Below are 18033 nucleotides of genomic sequence, written 5' to 3' on the forward strand. Positions count from 1 at the left end.
GTCATGGGACTCGAAGAAAAGCTGCCGAGCGGCTTCCTGCTGACCACCGTCGAGCAGGCCGCGGGCTGGGTGCGCAAGGCGTCCGTCTTCCCCGCCACCTTCGGCCTCGCCTGCTGCGCCATCGAGATGATGACCACGGGCGCGGGCCGCTACGACCTGGCGCGCTTCGGCATGGAGGTCTTCCGCGGTTCGCCCCGCCAGGCGGACCTGATGATCGTCGCCGGCCGGGTCAGCCAGAAGATGGCGCCCGTGCTGCGGCAGGTCTACGACCAGATGCCGAACCCCAAGTGGGTGATCTCCATGGGGGTCTGCGCCTCGTCCGGCGGCATGTTCAACAACTACGCGATCGTCCAGGGCGTCGACCACATCGTGCCGGTCGACATCTACCTCCCCGGCTGCCCGCCCCGGCCGGAGATGCTGATGGACGCGATCCTCAAGCTCCACCAGAAGATCCAGGGCTCCAAGCTCGGCGTGAACGCCGAGGAGGCGGCCCGCGAGGCGGAGGAGGCGGCGCTCAAGGCCCTGCCCACGATCGAGATGAAGGGGCTGCTGCGATGAGCGACGCGAACGGCGTGAACCCCGAGAAGGACCTCAGCGCGTCGAACCTCCCGGGCCAGCGCGGCCAGGGCGGCGAGGAGATCCGCGTCCAGCGCGGCATGTTCGGCGCCGACAAGGGCACCGACACCTCCGGCTACGGCGGCCTGGTCCGCTCGGTCCGGCTCCCGGGACCGGCGACCCGCCCCTACGGCGGCTGGTTCGACGAGGTCGCCGACGAACTGGAGGGGGCCCTTGAGGAACAGGGGCTGCTCCCGGAGAACGCCATCGAGAAGACGGTCGTCGACCGCGGCGAGCTGACCTTCCACATCGAGCGCGAGCACCTGGTCCGCGTCGCCCGCACCCTGCGCGACGACCCGGCGCTGCGCTTCGAGCTGTGCACCGGCGTCAGCGGCGTGCACTACCCGAACGACAAGGGCCGCGAGCTGCACGCCGTCTACCACCTGCGCTCGATCACCCACAACCGGGTGATCCGCCTGGAGGTCAGCTGCCCGGACGGCGACCGGCACATCCCGTCGCTGTTCTCCGTGTACCCCACGAACGACTGGCACGAGCGCGAGACGTACGACTTCTTCGGAATCGTCTTCGACGGCCACCCGGCCCTGACGCGGATCATGATGCCGGACGACTGGCAGGGCCATCCGCAGCGCAAGGACTATCCCCTCGGCGGCATCCCCGTCGAGTACAAGGGCGCCCAGATCCCGGCTCCGGACCAGCGGAGGTCGTACTCATGAGCACTTCCCACGCCTCCCCCCGGGAGACCACCGAAGGCACCGTCTACACGGTCACCGGCGGCGACTGGGACGAGGTCGTCGAGTCCGCGGCCCGCGCCGACGACGAGCGCATCGTCGTCAACATGGGCCCGCAGCACCCCTCCACGCACGGCGTGCTCCGCCTGATCCTGGAGATCGAGGGCGAGACCGTCACCGAGGCCCGCTGCGGCATCGGCTACCTGCACACCGGCATCGAGAAGAACCTCGAGTACCGGACGTGGACGCAGGGCACCACGTTCGTGACGCGCATGGACTACCTGACGCCGTTCTTCAACGAGACGGCGTACTGCCTCGGCGTCGAGAAGCTCCTCGGCATCGAGGACCAGATCCCCGATCGCGCCTCGGTCATCCGGGTGCTCCTGATGGAGCTGAACCGGCTCTCCTCGCACCTGGTGTGCATCGCCACCGGCGGCATGGAACTGGGCGCCACCACGATCATGATCTACGGATTCCGTGATCGTGAACTCATTCTCGACATCTACGAGCTGATCACCGGCCTGCGGATGAACCACGCGTACATCCGCCCCGGCGGACTCGCCCAGGACCTGCCGCCCGGCGCGGTGGACCAGATCCGCGAGTTCGTGAAGAAGATGAAGAAGAACCTCCCGGAGTACGACAAGCTCGCCACCGGGAACCCCATCTTCAAGGCCCGTATGCAGGACGTCGGCTACCTGGACCTGGCCGGCTGCATGGCCCTCGGCGCGACGGGCCCGATCCTGCGCTCCACGGGCCTGCCGCACGACCTGCGCAAGTCGCAGCCGTACTGCGGCTACGAGACGTACGACTTCGAGATCCCGACCGCCGACACCTGCGACTCCTACGGCCGCTTCCTCATCCGGCTGGAGGAGATGCGCCAGTCGCTGCGGATCATCGAGCAGTGCCTGGACCGGCTCCAGCCCGGACCGGTCATGGTCGCCGACAAGAAGATCGCCTGGCCCGCCCAGCTCGCCCTGGGCCCCGACGGGCTCGGCAACTCCCTCGACCACATCAAGAAGATCATGGGCACCTCCATGGAGGCCCTGATCCACCACTTCAAGCTGGTCACCGAGGGCTTCCGGGTCCCGCCGGGCCAAACCTACGTGGCGGTCGAGTCGCCCAAGGGCGAACTCGGGGTGCACGTCGTGTCCGACGGCGGCACCCGCCCCTACCGGGTCCACTTCCGCGACCCGTCCTTCACCAACCTTCAGGCCATGGCGGCGATGTGCGAGGGCGGCCAGGTCGCCGACGTCATCGTCGCCGTCGCGTCCATCGACCCCGTGATGGGAGGCGTCGACCGGTGACCACATCGTCTTCCGAGCGGGGCGTCAGCCTGGGCATGCCCGAACTGCCCGCACCCGCCTACCCGGACGACGTCCGGGCCCGGCTCGAGACGGACGCGCGCGAGATCATCGCCCGCTACCCGGACTCCCGGTCCGCCCTCCTGCCGCTGCTGCACCTCGTGCAGGCGGAGGAAGGGCACGTCACGCGCACCGGCATGCGGTTCTGCGCGGACGTGCTCGGCCTGACCACGGCCGAGGTCACCGCGGTCGCCACCTTCTACACCATGTACCGGCGCAAGCCGAGCGGTGACTACCAGGTGGGGGTGTGCACCAACACCCTGTGCGCCGTGATGGGCGGGGACGCGATCTTCGAGGAGCTCCAGGAGCACCTCGGCGTCGGCAACGGCGAGACCACCGGCGACGGCAAGGTCACCCTGGAGCACATCGAGTGCAACGCGGCCTGCGACTTCGCGCCGGTCGTGATGGTCAACTGGGAGTTCTTCGACAACCAGACCCCGGCCAGCGCCAAGAGCCTGGTCGACGACCTGCGCGCGGGACGGCCCGTCACGCCGACCCGCGGGGCGCGCATGTGCACCTTCAAGGAGACCGCCCGGATCCTGGCGGGCTTCCCCGACGAGCGGGACGGGGCCGTGGAGTCCGGGGGCAGCGCGGGACCCGCCTCCCTGGTCGGCCTGAAGCTCGCCAAGGGCGAGACCTCTCCCGCGCGCGTGGTGCACCCGCGCGGTGAGGCGGCCCGGACCGGGGCACCGCACGAGCCGTCCCCGACGGAGCACCTGAGCTCGCACGACGCGCCGCAGGACACATCGGCCTCCGACCCGGCCCACCCGGCCGGGCCCACCGCCGAGGAGGGGGAGTGATGACCTTGGCACCCGAGCTGAAAGACACCAGCCCCGAGAAGCTGCTCGCACCGGTGCTGTCGGCCTTCTGGGACGAGGACAGGTCGTGGACGCTGGACGTCTACCGCCGGCACGACGGGTACGAAGGGCTGCGCAAGGCGCTCGCCATGTCGCCGGACGACCTGATCGCGTACGTCAAGGACTCCGGTCTGCGCGGACGCGGCGGCGCGGGCTTTCCCACGGGCATGAAGTGGCAGTTCATCCCGCAGGGGGACGGCAAGCCGCACTATCTCGTTGTCAACGCCGACGAGTCGGAGCCGGGGACGTGCAAGGACATCCCGCTCCTCTTCGCGAACCCGCACAGCCTCATCGAGGGCATGATCATCGCGTGTTACGCCATCAGGTCGTCGCACGCCTTCATCTATCTCCGGGGTGAAGTCGTCCCCGTGCTGCGGCGGTTGCACTCCGCCGTGCGCGAGGCGTACGAGGCGGGCTTCCTCGGCGAGAACATCCTCGACAGCGGACTCGACCTCGACATCACCGTGCACGCGGGCGCGGGCGCGTACATCTGCGGTGAGGAGACCGCACTGCTCGACTCGCTGGAAGGCCGCCGGGGTCAACCGCGGCTCCGTCCCCCCTTCCCCGCCGTGGCGGGCCTCTACGCGTGCCCGACTGTGGTGAACAACGTCGAATCGATCGCCTCGGTTCCCGCGATCCTCCAGCGGGGCAAGGAATGGTTCCGGTCGATGGGCAGTGAGAAGTCGCCCGGCTTCACGCTCTACTCCCTGTCCGGCCATGTCGCCAGCCCCGGTCAGTACGAGGCGCCGCTCGGGATCACGCTCCGCCAGCTCCTCGACATGAGCGGCGGGATGCGCCCCGGGCACCGCCTGAAGTTCTGGACGCCGGGCGGCTCCTCGACCCCGATGTTCACCGACGAGCACCTCGACGTCCCCCTTGATTACGAAGGAGTGGGCGCCGCGGGTTCCATGCTCGGCACCAAGGCCCTCCAGTGCTTCGACGAGACGACCTGCGTGGTCCGAGCCGTCACCCGCTGGACGGAGTTCTACGCCCACGAGTCCTGCGGCAAGTGCACGCCCTGCCGCGAAGGGACCTACTGGCTCGTGCAGCTGCTGCGCGACATCGAGGCCGGCAAGGGACGCATGTCCGACCTCGACAAGCTGAACGACATCGCCGACAACATCAACGGCAAGTCCTTCTGCGCCCTCGGCGACGGCGCCGCCTCGCCGATCTTCTCCTCGCTCAAGTACCTCCGCGAGGAGTACGAGCAGCACATCACGGGCCGGGGCTGTCCCTTCGCCCCGGCCAAGTCGACGGCCTGGGCCGACCGCACGGAGGTGAACGCATGACCGTGACCACCAGCTCTCCCTCCGGCGGGGGAGAGGCGGCGGTCCCGCCGGAGGACCTCGTGTCGCTGACGATCGACGGCGCCGAGATCAGCGTGCCCAAGGGCACCCTGGTCATCCGGGCCGCCGAACAGCTCGGCATCGAGATCCCCCGGTTCTGCGACCACCCCCTCCTGGACCCGGCCGGCGCCTGCCGCCAGTGCATCGTCGAGGTCGAGGGCCAGCGCAAGCCGATGGCCTCCTGCACCATCACCTGCACCGACGGCATGGTCGTCAAGACGCACCTCAGCTCCCCGGTCGCCGAGAAGGCCCAGAAGGGTGTGATGGAGCTCCTGCTCATCAACCACCCGCTGGACTGCCCGGTCTGCGACAAGGGCGGCGAGTGCCCGCTGCAGAACCAGGCCATGTCGCACGGCGACGCCGAGTCCCGCTTCGAGGGACGGAAGCGGACCTACGAGAAGCCCGTCCCGATCTCCACGCAGGTGCTGCTCGACCGCGAGCGGTGCGTGCTGTGCGCCCGCTGCACCCGCTTCTCCAACCAGGTCGCGGGCGACCCGATGATCGAGCTGATCGAGCGGGGCGCGCTCCAGCAGGTCGGCACCGGCGAGGGCGACCCGTTCGAGTCGTACTTCTCCGGCAACACCATCCAGATCTGCCCGGTCGGCGCGCTGACCTCGGCGGCGTACCGATTCCGCTCCCGCCCCTTCGACCTGGTCTCCTCGGCGTCGGTGTGCGAACACTGCTCCGGCGGCTGCGCCACCCGTACCGACCACCGGCGCGGCAAGGTCATGCGGCGCCTGGCGGCCGACGACCCCGAGGTCAACGAGGAGTGGATCTGCGACAAGGGGCGGTTCGCCTTCCGGTACGCCCAGCAGCGGGACCGGCTGACGACGCCCCTGGTGCGCAACGCCGAGGGTGAGCTGGAACCGGCCTCCTGGCCCGAGGCGCTGCAGATCGCGGCCCAGGGGCTGCTGGCCTCCCGGGGCCGCACCGGCGTGCTGACCGGCGGCCGCCTCACCGTCGAGGACGCCTACGCGTACAGCAAGTTCGCGCGCGTGGCCCTCGACACCAACGACATCGACTTCCGCGCGCGGGTGCACAGCAGCGAGGAGGCCGACTTCCTCGCGGCCGAGATCGCCGGGCGCGGCCGTGACCTCGACGGCACGGGCGTCACCTACACCGCGCTGGAGAAGGCACCGGCCGTCCTGCTGGTCGGGTTCGAGGCGGAGGAGGAGGCGCCCGGCGTCTTCCTGCGGCTGCGCAAGGCCTGGCGCAAGCACGGGCAGAAGACCTTCTCGCTCGCCACGCACGCCACCCGGGGTCTGGAGAAGGCCGGCGGCACGCTGCTGCCCGCCGCGCCCGGCACCGAGACCGAGTGGCTGGACGCGCTCGCGAGCGGCGCCGGCCTGGAGGACGATGGTGCGCTCGCCGCCGAGGCGCTGCGCACCGAGGGCGCGGTGATCGTCGTGGGCGAGCGGCTGGCCGCCGTGGCCGGCGGACTCACCGCCGCCGCACGCACGGCCTCCGCGACCGGCGCCCGGCTGGTGTGGATCCCGCGCCGGGCCGGGGAACGCGGCGCGGTCGAGGTGGGCGCGCTGCCGTCGCTGCTGCCGGGCGGGCGCCCGGCCATGGACCCCCGCGCGCGGGACGAGGTCGCCGCCGTCTGGGGCGTCGCCGGTCTCCCGCACCGCTACGGCCGTGACACCGGCCAGATCGTGGAGGCCGCCGCGACCGGAGAGCTCCAGGCCCTGCTGGTGGCGGGCGTGGAGATCGCCGATCTGCCCGACCCGGCACGCGCGCGTGCGGCGCTGGACGAGGTGGGCTTCCTGGTCTCGCTCGAACTGCGGCCCGGCGAGATCACCCGCAAGGCCGACGTGGTCCTGCCCGTCGCCGCGGTCGCCGAAAAGGCCGGCACCTTCCTCAACTGGGAAGGCCGCATCCGCTTCTTCGAGGCCGCGCTCAAGCCCGACCAGATGACCCGCACCCTGGCGCCCACCGACGCGCGGGTGCTCCAGATGCTCGCCGACGCCATGGACGTCCACCTGGGGCTGCCGGATCTGCGCACCGTGCGCGGCGAGATCGACCGGCTCGGCGCCTGGGACGGCCCGCGGGCCGGGGAGCCCCTGGAGACCGCGGCCGCGCTGCCCAGGCCCGCCGCCGGAGAAGCCGTCCTCGCGGGGCACCGGCTGCTGCTCGACCAGGGCGTCCTCCAGCAGGGCGACGAGGCACTCGCCGGCACCCGGCACGCCGCCCGCGCCCGGCTGTCGTCCGCGACGGCCGCCGAGGCGGGCGTCAAGGAAGGCGACCTGCTCGCGGTGAGCGGTCCACGGGGAGTCGTGGAACTTCCGCTCCAGATCAGCGACATGCCCGACCGGGTGGTGTGGCTGCCGCTGAACTCCGCAGGCGGCGGCGTCGCCTCCGACACCGGGGCGCGGCCCGGCTCCCTCGTCCGCATCGGTCCGGCGACCCTCGCCGGCGAGGCCCCCAAGGAGGTGGAGGCATGAGCCCGTACCTCGCCGCTGAAGACCTCTCGATGTTCGGCACCGACCCCTGGTGGCTGGTCGTCGTCAAGGCGGTGTTCTGCTTCGCCTTCCTGATGGTGACCGTGCTGGTCTCCATCGTCATGGAGCGCAAGGTCGTCGCCTGGATGCAGCTGCGCATCGGCCCGAACCGGCACGGCCCCTGGGGCATGCTCCAGTCGCTCGCCGACGGCATCAAGCTGATGCTGAAGGAAGACGTGATCGTCAAGCGCGCGGACAAGGTGGTGTACGTCCTCGCGCCGGTCGTCGCGGCCATCCCGGCCTTCATGGCGATCGCGGTGATCCCCTTCGGCCCGGCCGGAAACGAGATCTCGATCTTCGGCCAGCGCACCACGATGCAGCTCACCGACCTGCCGATCGCGATGCTCTACATCCTCGCGGTCGCCTCGGTCGGCATCTACGGCATCGTGCTGGCGGGCTGGAGCTCCGGCTCGACGTACCCGCTGCTGGGCGGCCTGCGCTCCTGCGCGCAGATGATCTCCTACGAGATCGCGATGGGCGCCGCCTTCGCCTCCGTGTTCCTCTACTCGGGGTCCATGTCGACCTCGACGATCGTGGAGCAGCAGGCCGACCGCTGGTACATCGTGCTGCTGCCGGTCTCCTTCCTCATCTACATCGTGACGATGGTCGGCGAGACCAACCGCGCCCCCTTCGACATGCCGGAGTCCGAGGGCGACCTGGTCGGCGGCTTCAACACCGAGTACTCGTCGATCAAGTTCGCGATGTTCATGCTCGCCGAGTACGTCAACATGGTGACCGTCTCGGCCGTCGCCACCACGCTGTTCCTCGGCGGCTGGCGCGCCCCCTGGCCGATCAGCACCTTCTGGGAGGGCGCCAACCACGGCTGGTGGCCGCTGCTGTGGTTCACGGTCAAGGTCCAGCTGCTGCTGTTCATGTTCATCTGGATCCGCGGCACCCTCCCGCGCGTCCGCTACGACCAGCTGATGAAGCTCGGCTGGAAGGTCCTCATCCCGGTCTCGCTGGTGTGGCTGATGCTCGTCGCGAGCGTGCGTGCCTTCCGCAACGAGGGCTACGACTTCGCCGACATCGCCCTGTACGTGGGCGGCGGCGTCCTCGCCCTGCTGCTGCTCTCCTTCGTCGCCGACATGTTCCGCGAGAAGGCCAAGAAGGCCGAACAGCCGGCCGAGACCCCGGCCGCCTTCGACCCGATGGCGGGCGGATTCCCCGTACCGCCCCTGCCCGGACAGGAACTTCCGCCGGTCCCGCGCCGCTCGCGCCGTGAGCGGGAGCTGATTGTCAGTGGTGGGCCCGATACTCAGAGTGACGAATCTCTGGGCGGAACTACGGATGGAAAGGAGGCGTCCGATGGCTGAGGAACTCGAGCGTTCGAAGGCCGAGGAACCCAAGGACACCAAGCCCGGCTTCCAGAACCCCGTGGCCGGCTTCGGCGTGACCTTCAAGGCCATGTTCAAGAAGCGGCTGACCGAGCAGTACCCGGAGCAGCAGAAGACCACGGCTCCGCGCTTCCACGGCCGGCACCAGCTCAACCGCCATCCGGACGGCCTGGAGAAGTGCGTCGGCTGCGAACTGTGCGCCTGGGCCTGCCCCGCCGACGCGATCTACGTGGAGGGCGCGGACAACACCGACGAGGAGCGCTACTCGCCGGGCGAGCGCTACGGCCGCGTCTACCAGATCAACTACGCCCGCTGCATCCTGTGCGGCCTGTGCATCGAGGCCTGTCCCACGCGCGCGCTCACGATGACCAACGAGTTCGAGCTGGCCGACTCAAGCCGCGCCAACCTCATCTACACCAAGGAGCAGCTGCTCGCCGGTCTGGAAGACGGCATGGTCGACTCGCCCCACGCCATCTACCCGGGCACGGACGAACAGGACTACTACCGGGGCCTGGTGACGGAGGCCGCGCCCGGCACCGAGCGGCAGGTCGCCCACTCCAAGGGCGAGGTGGTGCAGGAGGCCGACTCGACCTTCGGCGGGACGGAACCCGCGTCGGAGGGGGTGACCGGGCGATGACCTCCCAGCTCGCCGCCTACTCCACCTCCACCGGAGAGGCCGTCCAGTTCTGGATCCTCGGCACCGTCGCGGTGATCGGCGCCCTGTGCACCATCCTCATGAAGAGGGCCGTGCACAGCGCGCTCTGCCTCGCCGGAACCATGATCATCCTGGCGGTGTTCTACCTCGCCAACGGCGCCTACTTCCTGGGCGTCGTGCAGATCGTCGTCTACACCGGCGCGATCATGATGCTGTTCCTGTTCGTGGTGATGCTCGTCGGCGTCACCGCGGCGGACTCCCTGAAGGAGACCATCAAGGGCCAGCGCTGGCTGGCCCTGCTGTGCGGGCTCGGCTTCGGCGTCCTGCTGATCGCCGGGATCGGCAACGCGTCCCTGACGGAGTTCAACGGCACCGGCCAGGCGAACGCCGGGGGCAATGTGGAGGGCCTCGCCGCCCTCCTGTTCACCAAGTACGTCTTCGCGTTCGAGATCACCGGCGCCCTGCTCATCACGGCCGCCGTCGGCGCCATGGTGCTCACCCACCGCGAGCGCACCGAGCGCGCCAAGACGCAGCGGGAGCTCGCCGAGGAGCGCGTCCGCAAGGGCACGTACCTGCCGCCGCTGCCGGCGCCCGGTGTCTACGCCCGGCACAACGCGGTCGACATCGCGGGCCTGCTGCCCGACGGCACCCCGTCCGACCTCACCGTCAGCAAGACCCTGCGCGAGCGCGGCCAGGTCCGTGACGTGTCGCAGGAGGCGCTCAACGACCTCAAGGCCCTGGAGCAGCGGGCCGAGGAGCGTCTGGAGCGCAGGGCGGTCGGGCCGGCGAAGTTCCAGCGGTCCGAGGAGGCGTCGAAGTGAACCCCGTCAACTACCTCTACCTCGCGGCCCTGTTGTTCACGATCGGCGCCACCGGCGTGCTGATCAGGCGCAACGCGATCGTGGTGTTCATGTGCATCGAGCTGATGCTCAACGCCTGCAACCTCGCGTTCGTCGCCTTCTCCCGGATGCACGGCAACCTCGACGGCCAGATCATCGCCTTCTTCACGATGGTCGTCGCCGCCGCCGAGGTCGTGGTCGGGCTCGCGATCATCGTGTCCCTGTTCCGTGCCCGCCACTCGGCCTCGGTCGACGACGCCAGCCTGATGAAGCTGTAAGGGGTCGGAAGAATCGTGGAGAACCTCATTGCGCTGCTGGTGGCGGCGCCCCTGCTCGGAGCGGCGGTCCTGCTGTGCGGGGGCCGGCGGCTGGACGCCGTCGGCCACTGGATCGGCACCCTGCTCGCGGCCGTCTCCTTCGTGCTCGGCCTGGTGCTGTTCACCGACATGCTGGGCCAGGACGCCGAACACCGCGAGATGGCCCAGCACCTGTTCAGCTGGGTCCCGGTGGAGGGCTTCCAGGCGGACGTCGGCTTCCAGCTCGACCAGCTGTCCATGACGTTCGTGCTGCTGATCACGGGCGTCGGGTCGCTGATCCACCTGTACTCCGTCGGGTACATGGAGCACGACGAGCGGCGCCGCCGCTTCTTCGGCTATCTGAACCTGTTCCTCGCGGCGATGCTGATCCTCGTCCTCGCCGACAACTACCTGCTGCTGTACGTCGGCTGGGAGGGCGTCGGTCTCGCCTCCTACCTGCTGATCGGCTTCTGGCAGCACAAGCCCAGCGCCGCCACGGCCGCCAAGAAGGCCTTCCTGGTCAACCGCGTCGGCGACATGGGCCTGTCCATCGCGATCATGCTGATGTTCCTGTGGTTCGGCACCTTCGCCTTCGGGCCGGTGCTCGGCGGTCACGGGGAGGCGGGGCTGGCCGGTGCCGCCGGTGAGGACAAGCTGACCGCGATCGCGCTGATGCTGCTGCTCGCCGCCTGCGGCAAGTCCGCCCAGGTGCCGCTGCAGTCCTGGCTCGGGGACGCGATGGAGGGCCCGACCCCGGTCTCGGCCCTCATCCACGCCGCGACCATGGTGACCGCGGGCGTCTACCTGATCGTCCGCTCCGCCGCCGTCTTCAACGGCGCCCCGGACGCGCAGCTGGTCGTCACCATCGTCGGCGCGGTCACGCTGCTGTTCGGTGCGATCGTCGGTTGCGCGAAGGACGACATCAAGAAGGCCCTGGCCGGCTCGACCATGTCACAGATCGGCTACATGATCCTCGCCGCCGGACTCGGCCCCATCGGCTACGTCTTCGCGATCATGCACCTGGTGACGCACGGCTTCTTCAAGGCCGGCCTGTTCCTCGGTGCCGGTTCGGTCATGCACGGCATGAACGACGAGGTCGACATGCGCCGCTACGGCGGCCTGAGGAAGTACATGCCGGTCACCTTCGTCACCTTCGGCCTCGGCTACCTGGCGATCATCGGCTTCCCGGGCCTGTCCGGCTTCTTCTCCAAGGACAAGATCATCGAGGCGGCGTTCGCCAAGGGGGGCACCGAGGGCTGGATCCTCGGCGCCTGTGCCCTGCTCGGCGCGGCCATCACCGCGTTCTACATGACGCGCGTGATGCTGATGACGTTCTTCGGCGAGGAGCGCTGGCGCAACGCCCCGACCCCGTCGCCGGCCAAGCCCGATGTGGAGCCCGCCGCCGAGACGCGCGGCGAGTACACCCCGCCGCATCCGCACGAGTCGCCCAAGATCATGACGATCCCGATGATCGTGCTGGCCGTCGGATCGGTGGCCGGTGGCGCGTTCTTCAGCATCGGCGACCGGTTCATGCACTGGCTGGAGCCCGTCACCGGGCACAGCCACGGCAACCCGCCGATCAGCGCGGGCGTGGTCACCGGCGCGACCGTCGCGTGCATGGTCGTCGGCGTCGCCCTCGCCTGGGCCCAGTACGGCCGCCGCCCGGTCCCCGCCGTCGCCCCGCGCGGCTCGCTGCTCACCCGGGCCGCTCGGCGCGACCTGCTCCAGGACGACTTCAACCACGTCGTCCTGGTGCGCGGCGGCGAGCACCTCACGCGGTCCCTGGTCTACGTCGACCACACCCTGGTCGACGGCGTCGTCAACGGCACGGCGGCCTCGGTCGGCGGCCTGTCCGGGCGGATGCGCAGGCTGCAGAACGGCTTCGCCCGCTCCTACGCGGTCTCGATGTTCGGGGGTGCGGCGGTCATCGTCGCCGCGACCCTGCTGATGAGGGCGGTCTGATACCGATGTCCTTTCCTCTGCTGACAGCGACAGCGGCGCTCCCGGCCGTCGGAGCGATCGCCACGGCCGCCGTACCGGCCGCGCGGCGCACCGCCGCCAAGTGGCTGGCGCTGCTCTTCTCGCTCGCCACGCTCGCCCTGGCGGTCACCGTCCTGGTCCGCTTCGACCCGGACGGCGACCGCTACCAGCTCACCGAGTCGCACGCCTGGATCGCCGACTTCGGCGTCCGCTACGAACTGGGCGTGGACGGCATCGGCGTGGCGCTCATCGCGCTCACGGCGCTGCTGATGCCCTTCATCATCCTGGCGGGCTGGCACGACGCCGACCCCCTGGAGACCGGCAGCAGCCGGTGGCGCCCGACGCAGGGCTTCTTCGCCCTGATCCTGGCCGTCGAGGCGATGGTGATCCTCTCCTTCGAGGCCACCGACGTCTTCCTCTTCTACATCTTCTTCGAAGCCATGCTGATCCCGATGTACTTCCTCATCGGCGGCTTCGGGGACCGTGCCCACGAGCACGGCGAGAAGGCGGCGGCGACCCAACGCTCGTACGCGGCGGTGAAGTTCCTCCTCTACAACCTGGTCGGCGGCCTGATCATGCTGGCCGCGGTGATCGGCCTGTACGTGGTCGCCGGGAACTTCTCGCTCCAGGAGATCGCCGAGGCCCGCGCCAACGGCACGCTCGACATGGCGACGAACACCGAACGCTGGCTGTTCCTCGGGTTCTTCTTCGCCTTCGCGGTCAAGGCGCCGCTGTGGCCGCTGCACACCTGGCTGCCCAACGCGATGCAGGAGTCCACCGCCCCGGTCGCGGTGCTGATCACGGCGGTCGTCGACAAGGTCGGCACCTTCGCGATGCTCCGCTTCTGCCTCCAGCTCTTCCCGGAGGCCAGCAAGTGGGCCACGCCCGCCATCCTCGTCCTGGCGCTGATCAGCATCATCTACGGGGCGCTGCTCGCGGTCGGCCAGCGGGACATCAAGCGGCTGGTGGCGTACGCGTCGATCTCCCACTTCGGCTTCATCATCATGGGCATCTTCGCGATGACCAGCCAGGGCCAGTCCGGCGCGACGCTTTACATGATCAACCACGGCATCTCGACGGCCGCGCTGATGCTGGTGGCCGGCTTCCTGATCTCCCGGCGAGGCTCGCGGCTCATCGCCGACTACGGCGGAGTGCAGAAGGTCGCCCCGGTGCTCGCAGGCACCTTCCTGATCGGCAGCCTCGCGACGCTCTCCCTGCCGGGTCTTGCGCCGTTCGTCAGCGAGTTCCTGGTCCTGGTCGGCACGTTCACGCGCTACCCGGTGATCGGCATCATCGCCACGTTCGGCATCGTCCTCGCGGCGCTCTACACCCTCGTCCTCTACCAGCGGACGATGACGGGCCCGGTGAAGCCGGCGGTGTCCGCGATGCCGGACCTCAGGGTGCGGGAGCTCGTGGTCGTGGCGCCGCTGGTCGTCCTGCTGATCTTCCTGGGCGTCTACCCGAAGCCCCTCACGCAGATCATCGACCCGGCGGTCAAGCAGACCATGTCCGACGTCCAGAAGAAGGACCCCCAGCCCGAGGTGGAGGCGGCCAAGTGAGCGCAACAGCCGTCCACAGCCTGTGGACAACCGCGGCCGATCCGATCACCAAGATCGACGCGCCGAAGTTCGAGTACGGCCAGCTGTCACCGGCCCTGATCGTCGTCGGCGCGGCGATCATCGGGATCCTGATCGAGGCGTTCGTCCCGCGAAAGTCGCGCTACTACGCCCAGGTGTTCGTGTCCGTCGTCGCCCTGGTCGCCGCCTTCGCCGCGGTCGTGGCCCTGGCGGCCGACGGGTACGGCACCACCAAGGCGCGCATCGCGGCGATGGGCGCGATCGCCGTCGACGGACCCGCCCTGTTCCTCCAGGGCACTATCCTGCTGGCGGCCCTGGTGGGCCTGTTCACCTTCGCCGAGCGGCGCCTGGACCCGGTGGCGCACGGCAACCGCGTCGACTCCTTCGCCGCGCAGGCCGCGTCCGTGCCCGGCAGCGAGAGCGAGAAGGCGGCGGTCAAGGCCGGGTTCACCACCACCGAGGTGTTCCCGCTGCTGCTGTTCGCCGTCGCCGGCATGCTGATCTTCCCGGCGGCCAACGACCTGGTGACGCTGTTCGTGGCGCTGGAGGTCCTCTCCCTGCCGCTGTACCTGCTGTGCGCGCTGGCCCGCCGCAAGCGGCTCATGTCGCAGGAGGCGGCGGTCAAGTACTTCCTGCTCGGCGCCTTCGCCTCCGCGTTCACCCTGTTCGGCATCGCGCTGCTGTACGGCTACGCGGGCTCGATGTCGTACGCCACGATCGCGCAGGTCGTCGACGGCACCGTGCAGGACGTCAATCCGGCGCTCGCCGACACCATGGGCAACGACGCGCTGCTGCTGATCGGCGCCGCGCTGCTGGTGATGGGCCTGCTGTTCAAGGTGGGCGCGGTGCCGTTCCACATGTGGACGCCGGACGTGTACCAGGGCGCGCCCACGCCGGTGACCGGCTTCATGGCGGCGGCGACGAAGGTGGCGGCGTTCGGCGCGCTGCTGCGGCTGCTGTACGTCGTGCTGCCCGGCCTGCGCTGGGACTGGCGGCCGGTCATGTGGGCCGTGGCCATCGTCACCATGCTGGGCGGTGCGATCGTCGCGATCACGCAGACCGACATCAAGCGGCTGCTGGCGTACTCGTCGATCGCGCACGCCGGGTTCATCCTCGCGGGTGTCATCGCGACCACGCCCGACGGCGTCTCCTCCGTCCTGTTCTACCTGGCGGCGTACTCGTTCGTGACGATCGGCGCCTTCGCGGTGGTCACGCTCGTGCGCGACGCGGGCGGTGAGGCGACGCACCTGTCCAAGTGGGCCGGGCTCGGGCGCAGGTCCCCGCTGGTGGCGGCGGTGTTCGCGGTGTTCCTGCTGGCCTTCGCGGGCATTCCGCTGACGTCCGGCTTCGCCGGGAAGTTCGCCGTGTTCAAGGCGGCGGCGGAGGGCGGGGCGGCCCCGCTCGTCGTGATCGGTGTGATCTCGTCGGCGATCGCTGCGTTCTTCTACATCCGCGTCATCGTGCTGATGTTCTTCAGCGAGCCGCGGCCGGAGGGCCCGACGGTGGCCGTGCCGTCGCCGCTGACGATGACGGCGATCGGGGTGGGCGTGGCGGTCACGGTGGTGCTCGGCGTGGCGCCGCAGTACTTCCTGGATCTGGCGGGGCAGGCGGGCGTGTTCGTTCGCTGAGGTCCGCGTGTGTCGGTGCGGGACCCGGTCTCCTTCGGGAGCCGGGTCCCGCGGCGTGTCCGGGAAGACGGGCTGCCCGCCGGGGCCATATCGAACGTATGCATGGGCACCTTCTCCATCGGGCGGGACCTGTGGACAACTCCGGGGCTGTCGGTGCGGGCGCCTATGGTGGACGCAGTGGTCGAGGCGCGACACACGGGGGACACGACGATGGGCGCGACGGGCGGTACGGGTGTGATGACGGAACGGGACGCGGTGACCGGGGCCGAGAGCGGGTCCGGCACCACAACCGTGGCCGGTGCGGGCAGTGGCTCCGCCGGGCCCCTCGGTGCCGATGCCGGCGAGGCGCTCGTCACGCTGCACCGGGTCTTCGGCTACGAGGCCTTCCGCGGCGAGCAGGAAGCCGTCATCGACCATGTCGTGGCCGGCGGCGACGCCGTCGTGCTCATGCCGACCGGCGGCGGCAAGTCGCTGTGCTATCAGATCCCGTCCCTGGTCAGGCCAGGCACGGGCGTGGTCGTCTCCCCGCTCATCGCCCTGATGCAGGACCAGGTGGACGCGCTGCGGGCCCTGGGCGTGCGCGCCGGGTTCATGAACTCCACGCAGGACTTCGACGAGCGGCGGACGGTCGAGGCCGAGTTCCTCGCCGGTGAGCTGGACCTGCTCTACCTGGCGCCGGAGCGGCTGCGGCTGGAGAGCACCCTCGAGCTGCTCTCCCGGGGCAAGATCGCCGTCTTCGCGATCGACGAGGCGCACTGCGTCTCCCAGTGGGGCCACGACTTCCGGCCCGACTACCTCGCGCTGTCCCTGCTCGGCGAGCGCTGGCCGGACGTGCCGCGGATCGCGCTCACGGCGACGGCCACGCACGCGACGCACCAGGAGATCACCCAGCGGCTTAACATGCCGACGGCCCGGCACTTCGTGGCGAGCTTCGACCGGCCCAGCATCCAGTACCGGATCGTGCCCAAGGCCGACCCCAAGAAGCAGTTGCTGAGCTTCCTGCGCGAGGAGCACGCAGGCGACGCGGGCATCGTCTACTGCCTGTCGCGCAACTCGGTGGAGAAGACCGCCGAGTTCCTCAACCGCAACGGCGTCGAGGCGGTGCCGTACCACGCGGGCCTGGACGCGGGCACCCGCGCGGCCCACCAGTCCCGGTTCCTGCGGGAGGACGGCCTGGTCGTGGTGGCGACCATCGCCTTCGGCATGGGCATCGACAAGCCGGACGTCCGCTTCGTCGCCCACCTTGACCTGCCCAAGTCGGTCGAGGGCTATTACCAGGAGACGGGCCGGGCCGGCCGCGACGGGCTGCCGTCCACGGCCTGGATGGCCTACGGACTGAACGACGTCATCCAGCAGCGCAAGCTGATCCAGTCCGGCGAGGGTGACGAGGCCTTCCGCCGCCGGGCCCAGGCCCATCTGGACTCGATGCTGGCGCTGTGCGAGACGGCCCAGTGCCGCCGGGGGCAGCTCCTGGCCTACTTCGGCCAGGACCCGGACCCGGCCGGCTGCGGCAACTGCGACACCTGCCTCACCCCGCCGGAGACCTGGGACGGCACCATCGCGGCGCAGAAGGCGCTGTCGACGGTGGTCAGGTTGCAGCGCGAGCGCGGACAGAAGTTCGGCGCGGTACAGATCGTCGACATCCTGCTGGGCAAGCGCACCGCCAAGGTCATCCAGTTCGACCACGACCAGCTGTCCGTGTTCGGCATCGGCGAGGAGCTCACCGAGGGCGAATGGCGCGGCGTCATACGGCAGCTGCTCGCGCAGGGGCTGCTCGCGGTGGAGGGCGACTACGGCACGCTGGTGCTGACCGAGGCCAGTGGCGCGGTGCTGCGGCGCGAGCGGGACGTGCCGCTGCGCAAGGAGCCCAAGAAGCCGGTGACCTCCCGGTCGGGTGCCTCGTCCACGGGCTCCGGGCGGGGCGAGCGCAAGGGCAAGACGGTCGCCGCCGAGCTGCCCGAGGAGCTGCTGCCCGCCTTCGAGGCGCTGCGCGCCTGGCGTGCCGAGCAGGCTCGTGAGCAGGGCGTCCCGGCGTATGTGATCTTCCACGACGCCACACTCCGGGAGATCGCCCTGGCATGGCCGGCCTCGGTGGGGGAGCTCGGCGGGATCGGCGGGGTCGGCGAGAAGAAGCTGGCGACGTACGGCGAGGGTGTGCTGGAGGTGCTCGCCTCGCTCGGCGGACCGGCGCGGTCAGCTCCGGCAGCGGACTCGGCTCCGGCCGCCCAGGCCCCTGCCCACAGCCCTGGTCAGGACGCGGGCGAGCCGGACCACTGGCCGGAGATGGACGAGGAGCCGGAGCCCGACGACTGGATATGAGGCCGGGCTCCGGCCGGGGTCACAGGGAACCGGGAT

General features: G+C 70.0%; 14 protein-coding genes. All 14 read left to right on the forward strand.

Translation table 11 applies throughout. The features are described from left to right. Positions 1 to 3 precede the first annotated feature (3 nt). The 14 genes from AB0I06_RS24410 to recQ all read left to right on the forward strand — a co-directional run bounded on the left by AB0I06_RS24410 (position 4) and on the right by recQ (position 17997). Positions 4 to 558 carry an NADH-quinone oxidoreductase subunit B gene (locus AB0I06_RS24410; protein WP_030494814.1) on the forward strand — a complete coding sequence of 185 codons (555 nt, stop codon included), beginning with the start codon at positions 4 to 6 and terminating at the stop codon, positions 556 to 558. After that, positions 555 to 1289: an NADH-quinone oxidoreductase subunit C gene (locus AB0I06_RS24415; RefSeq protein ID WP_363120971.1), complete on the forward strand. Its 735-nt coding sequence runs from the start codon at positions 555 to 557 to the stop codon at positions 1287 to 1289. The genes AB0I06_RS24410 and AB0I06_RS24415 overlap by 4 nt, the downstream gene beginning before the upstream one ends. Continuing rightward, a complete protein-coding gene (locus tag AB0I06_RS24420) occupies positions 1286 to 2608 on the forward strand; it encodes an NADH-quinone oxidoreductase subunit D (protein ID WP_363120972.1) in 1323 nt (440 codons plus the stop codon). Before AB0I06_RS24415 ends, AB0I06_RS24420 begins: the two co-directional genes overlap by 4 nt. Then, positions 2605 to 3465, forward strand: a complete 861-nt coding sequence (gene nuoE, locus AB0I06_RS24425) for an NADH-quinone oxidoreductase subunit NuoE (protein WP_363120973.1) — start codon at positions 2605 to 2607, stop codon at positions 3463 to 3465. Before AB0I06_RS24420 ends, nuoE begins: the two co-directional genes overlap by 4 nt. Continuing rightward, complete coding sequence (nuoF, locus tag AB0I06_RS24430; protein WP_363120974.1) at positions 3462 to 4811, forward strand: NADH-quinone oxidoreductase subunit NuoF; 1350 nt, start codon at positions 3462 to 3464, stop codon at positions 4809 to 4811. The genes nuoE and nuoF overlap by 4 nt, the downstream gene beginning before the upstream one ends. Further along, positions 4808 to 7312, forward strand: coding sequence for an NADH-quinone oxidoreductase subunit G (locus AB0I06_RS24435; RefSeq protein ID WP_363120975.1), 2505 nt, complete (start codon positions 4808 to 4810; stop codon positions 7310 to 7312). Before nuoF ends, AB0I06_RS24435 begins: the two co-directional genes overlap by 4 nt. Further along, entirely contained in the window at positions 7309 to 8682 is a 1374-nt protein-coding gene (gene nuoH / locus AB0I06_RS24440) for an NADH-quinone oxidoreductase subunit NuoH (protein ID WP_363120976.1), read from the forward strand. The genes AB0I06_RS24435 and nuoH overlap by 4 nt, the downstream gene beginning before the upstream one ends. Then, positions 8675 to 9340 carry an NADH-quinone oxidoreductase subunit NuoI gene (nuoI, locus tag AB0I06_RS24445; protein ID WP_363120977.1) on the forward strand — a complete coding sequence of 222 codons (666 nt, stop codon included), beginning with the start codon at positions 8675 to 8677 and terminating at the stop codon, positions 9338 to 9340. The genes nuoH and nuoI overlap by 8 nt, the downstream gene beginning before the upstream one ends. After that, a complete protein-coding gene (locus AB0I06_RS24450; protein WP_363120978.1) occupies positions 9337 to 10179 on the forward strand; it encodes an NADH-quinone oxidoreductase subunit J in 843 nt (280 codons plus the stop codon). Before nuoI ends, AB0I06_RS24450 begins: the two co-directional genes overlap by 4 nt. Next, complete coding sequence (nuoK, locus tag AB0I06_RS24455; protein WP_003992252.1) at positions 10176 to 10475, forward strand: NADH-quinone oxidoreductase subunit NuoK; 300 nt, start codon at positions 10176 to 10178, stop codon at positions 10473 to 10475. Before AB0I06_RS24450 ends, nuoK begins: the two co-directional genes overlap by 4 nt. 15 nt (positions 10476 to 10490) lie before the next feature. Further along, positions 10491 to 12455, forward strand: coding sequence for an NADH-quinone oxidoreductase subunit L (gene nuoL / locus AB0I06_RS24460; protein WP_363120979.1), 1965 nt, complete (start codon positions 10491 to 10493; stop codon positions 12453 to 12455). Positions 12456 to 12460: 5 nt separating this feature from the next. Next, positions 12461 to 14032 (forward strand): NADH-quinone oxidoreductase subunit M, encoded by a 1572-nt coding sequence (locus tag AB0I06_RS24465; protein WP_363120980.1) that lies wholly within the window; start codon positions 12461 to 12463, stop codon positions 14030 to 14032. Continuing rightward, positions 14029 to 15678: an NADH-quinone oxidoreductase subunit NuoN gene (nuoN, locus tag AB0I06_RS24470; RefSeq protein WP_363120981.1), complete on the forward strand. Its 1650-nt coding sequence runs from the start codon at positions 14029 to 14031 to the stop codon at positions 15676 to 15678. Before AB0I06_RS24465 ends, nuoN begins: the two co-directional genes overlap by 4 nt. Positions 15679 to 15888: 210 nt before the next feature. Then, on the forward strand, positions 15889 to 17997 hold the full coding sequence (gene recQ, locus AB0I06_RS24475; RefSeq protein ID WP_363121051.1) for a DNA helicase RecQ: 2109 nt from the start codon (positions 15889 to 15891) through the stop codon (positions 17995 to 17997). Positions 17998 to 18033 lie beyond the last annotated feature (36 nt).

The organism is Streptomyces sp. NPDC050674 (assembly GCF_040654575.1).
Lineage (GTDB): Bacteria > Actinomycetota > Actinomycetes > Streptomycetales > Streptomycetaceae > Streptomyces.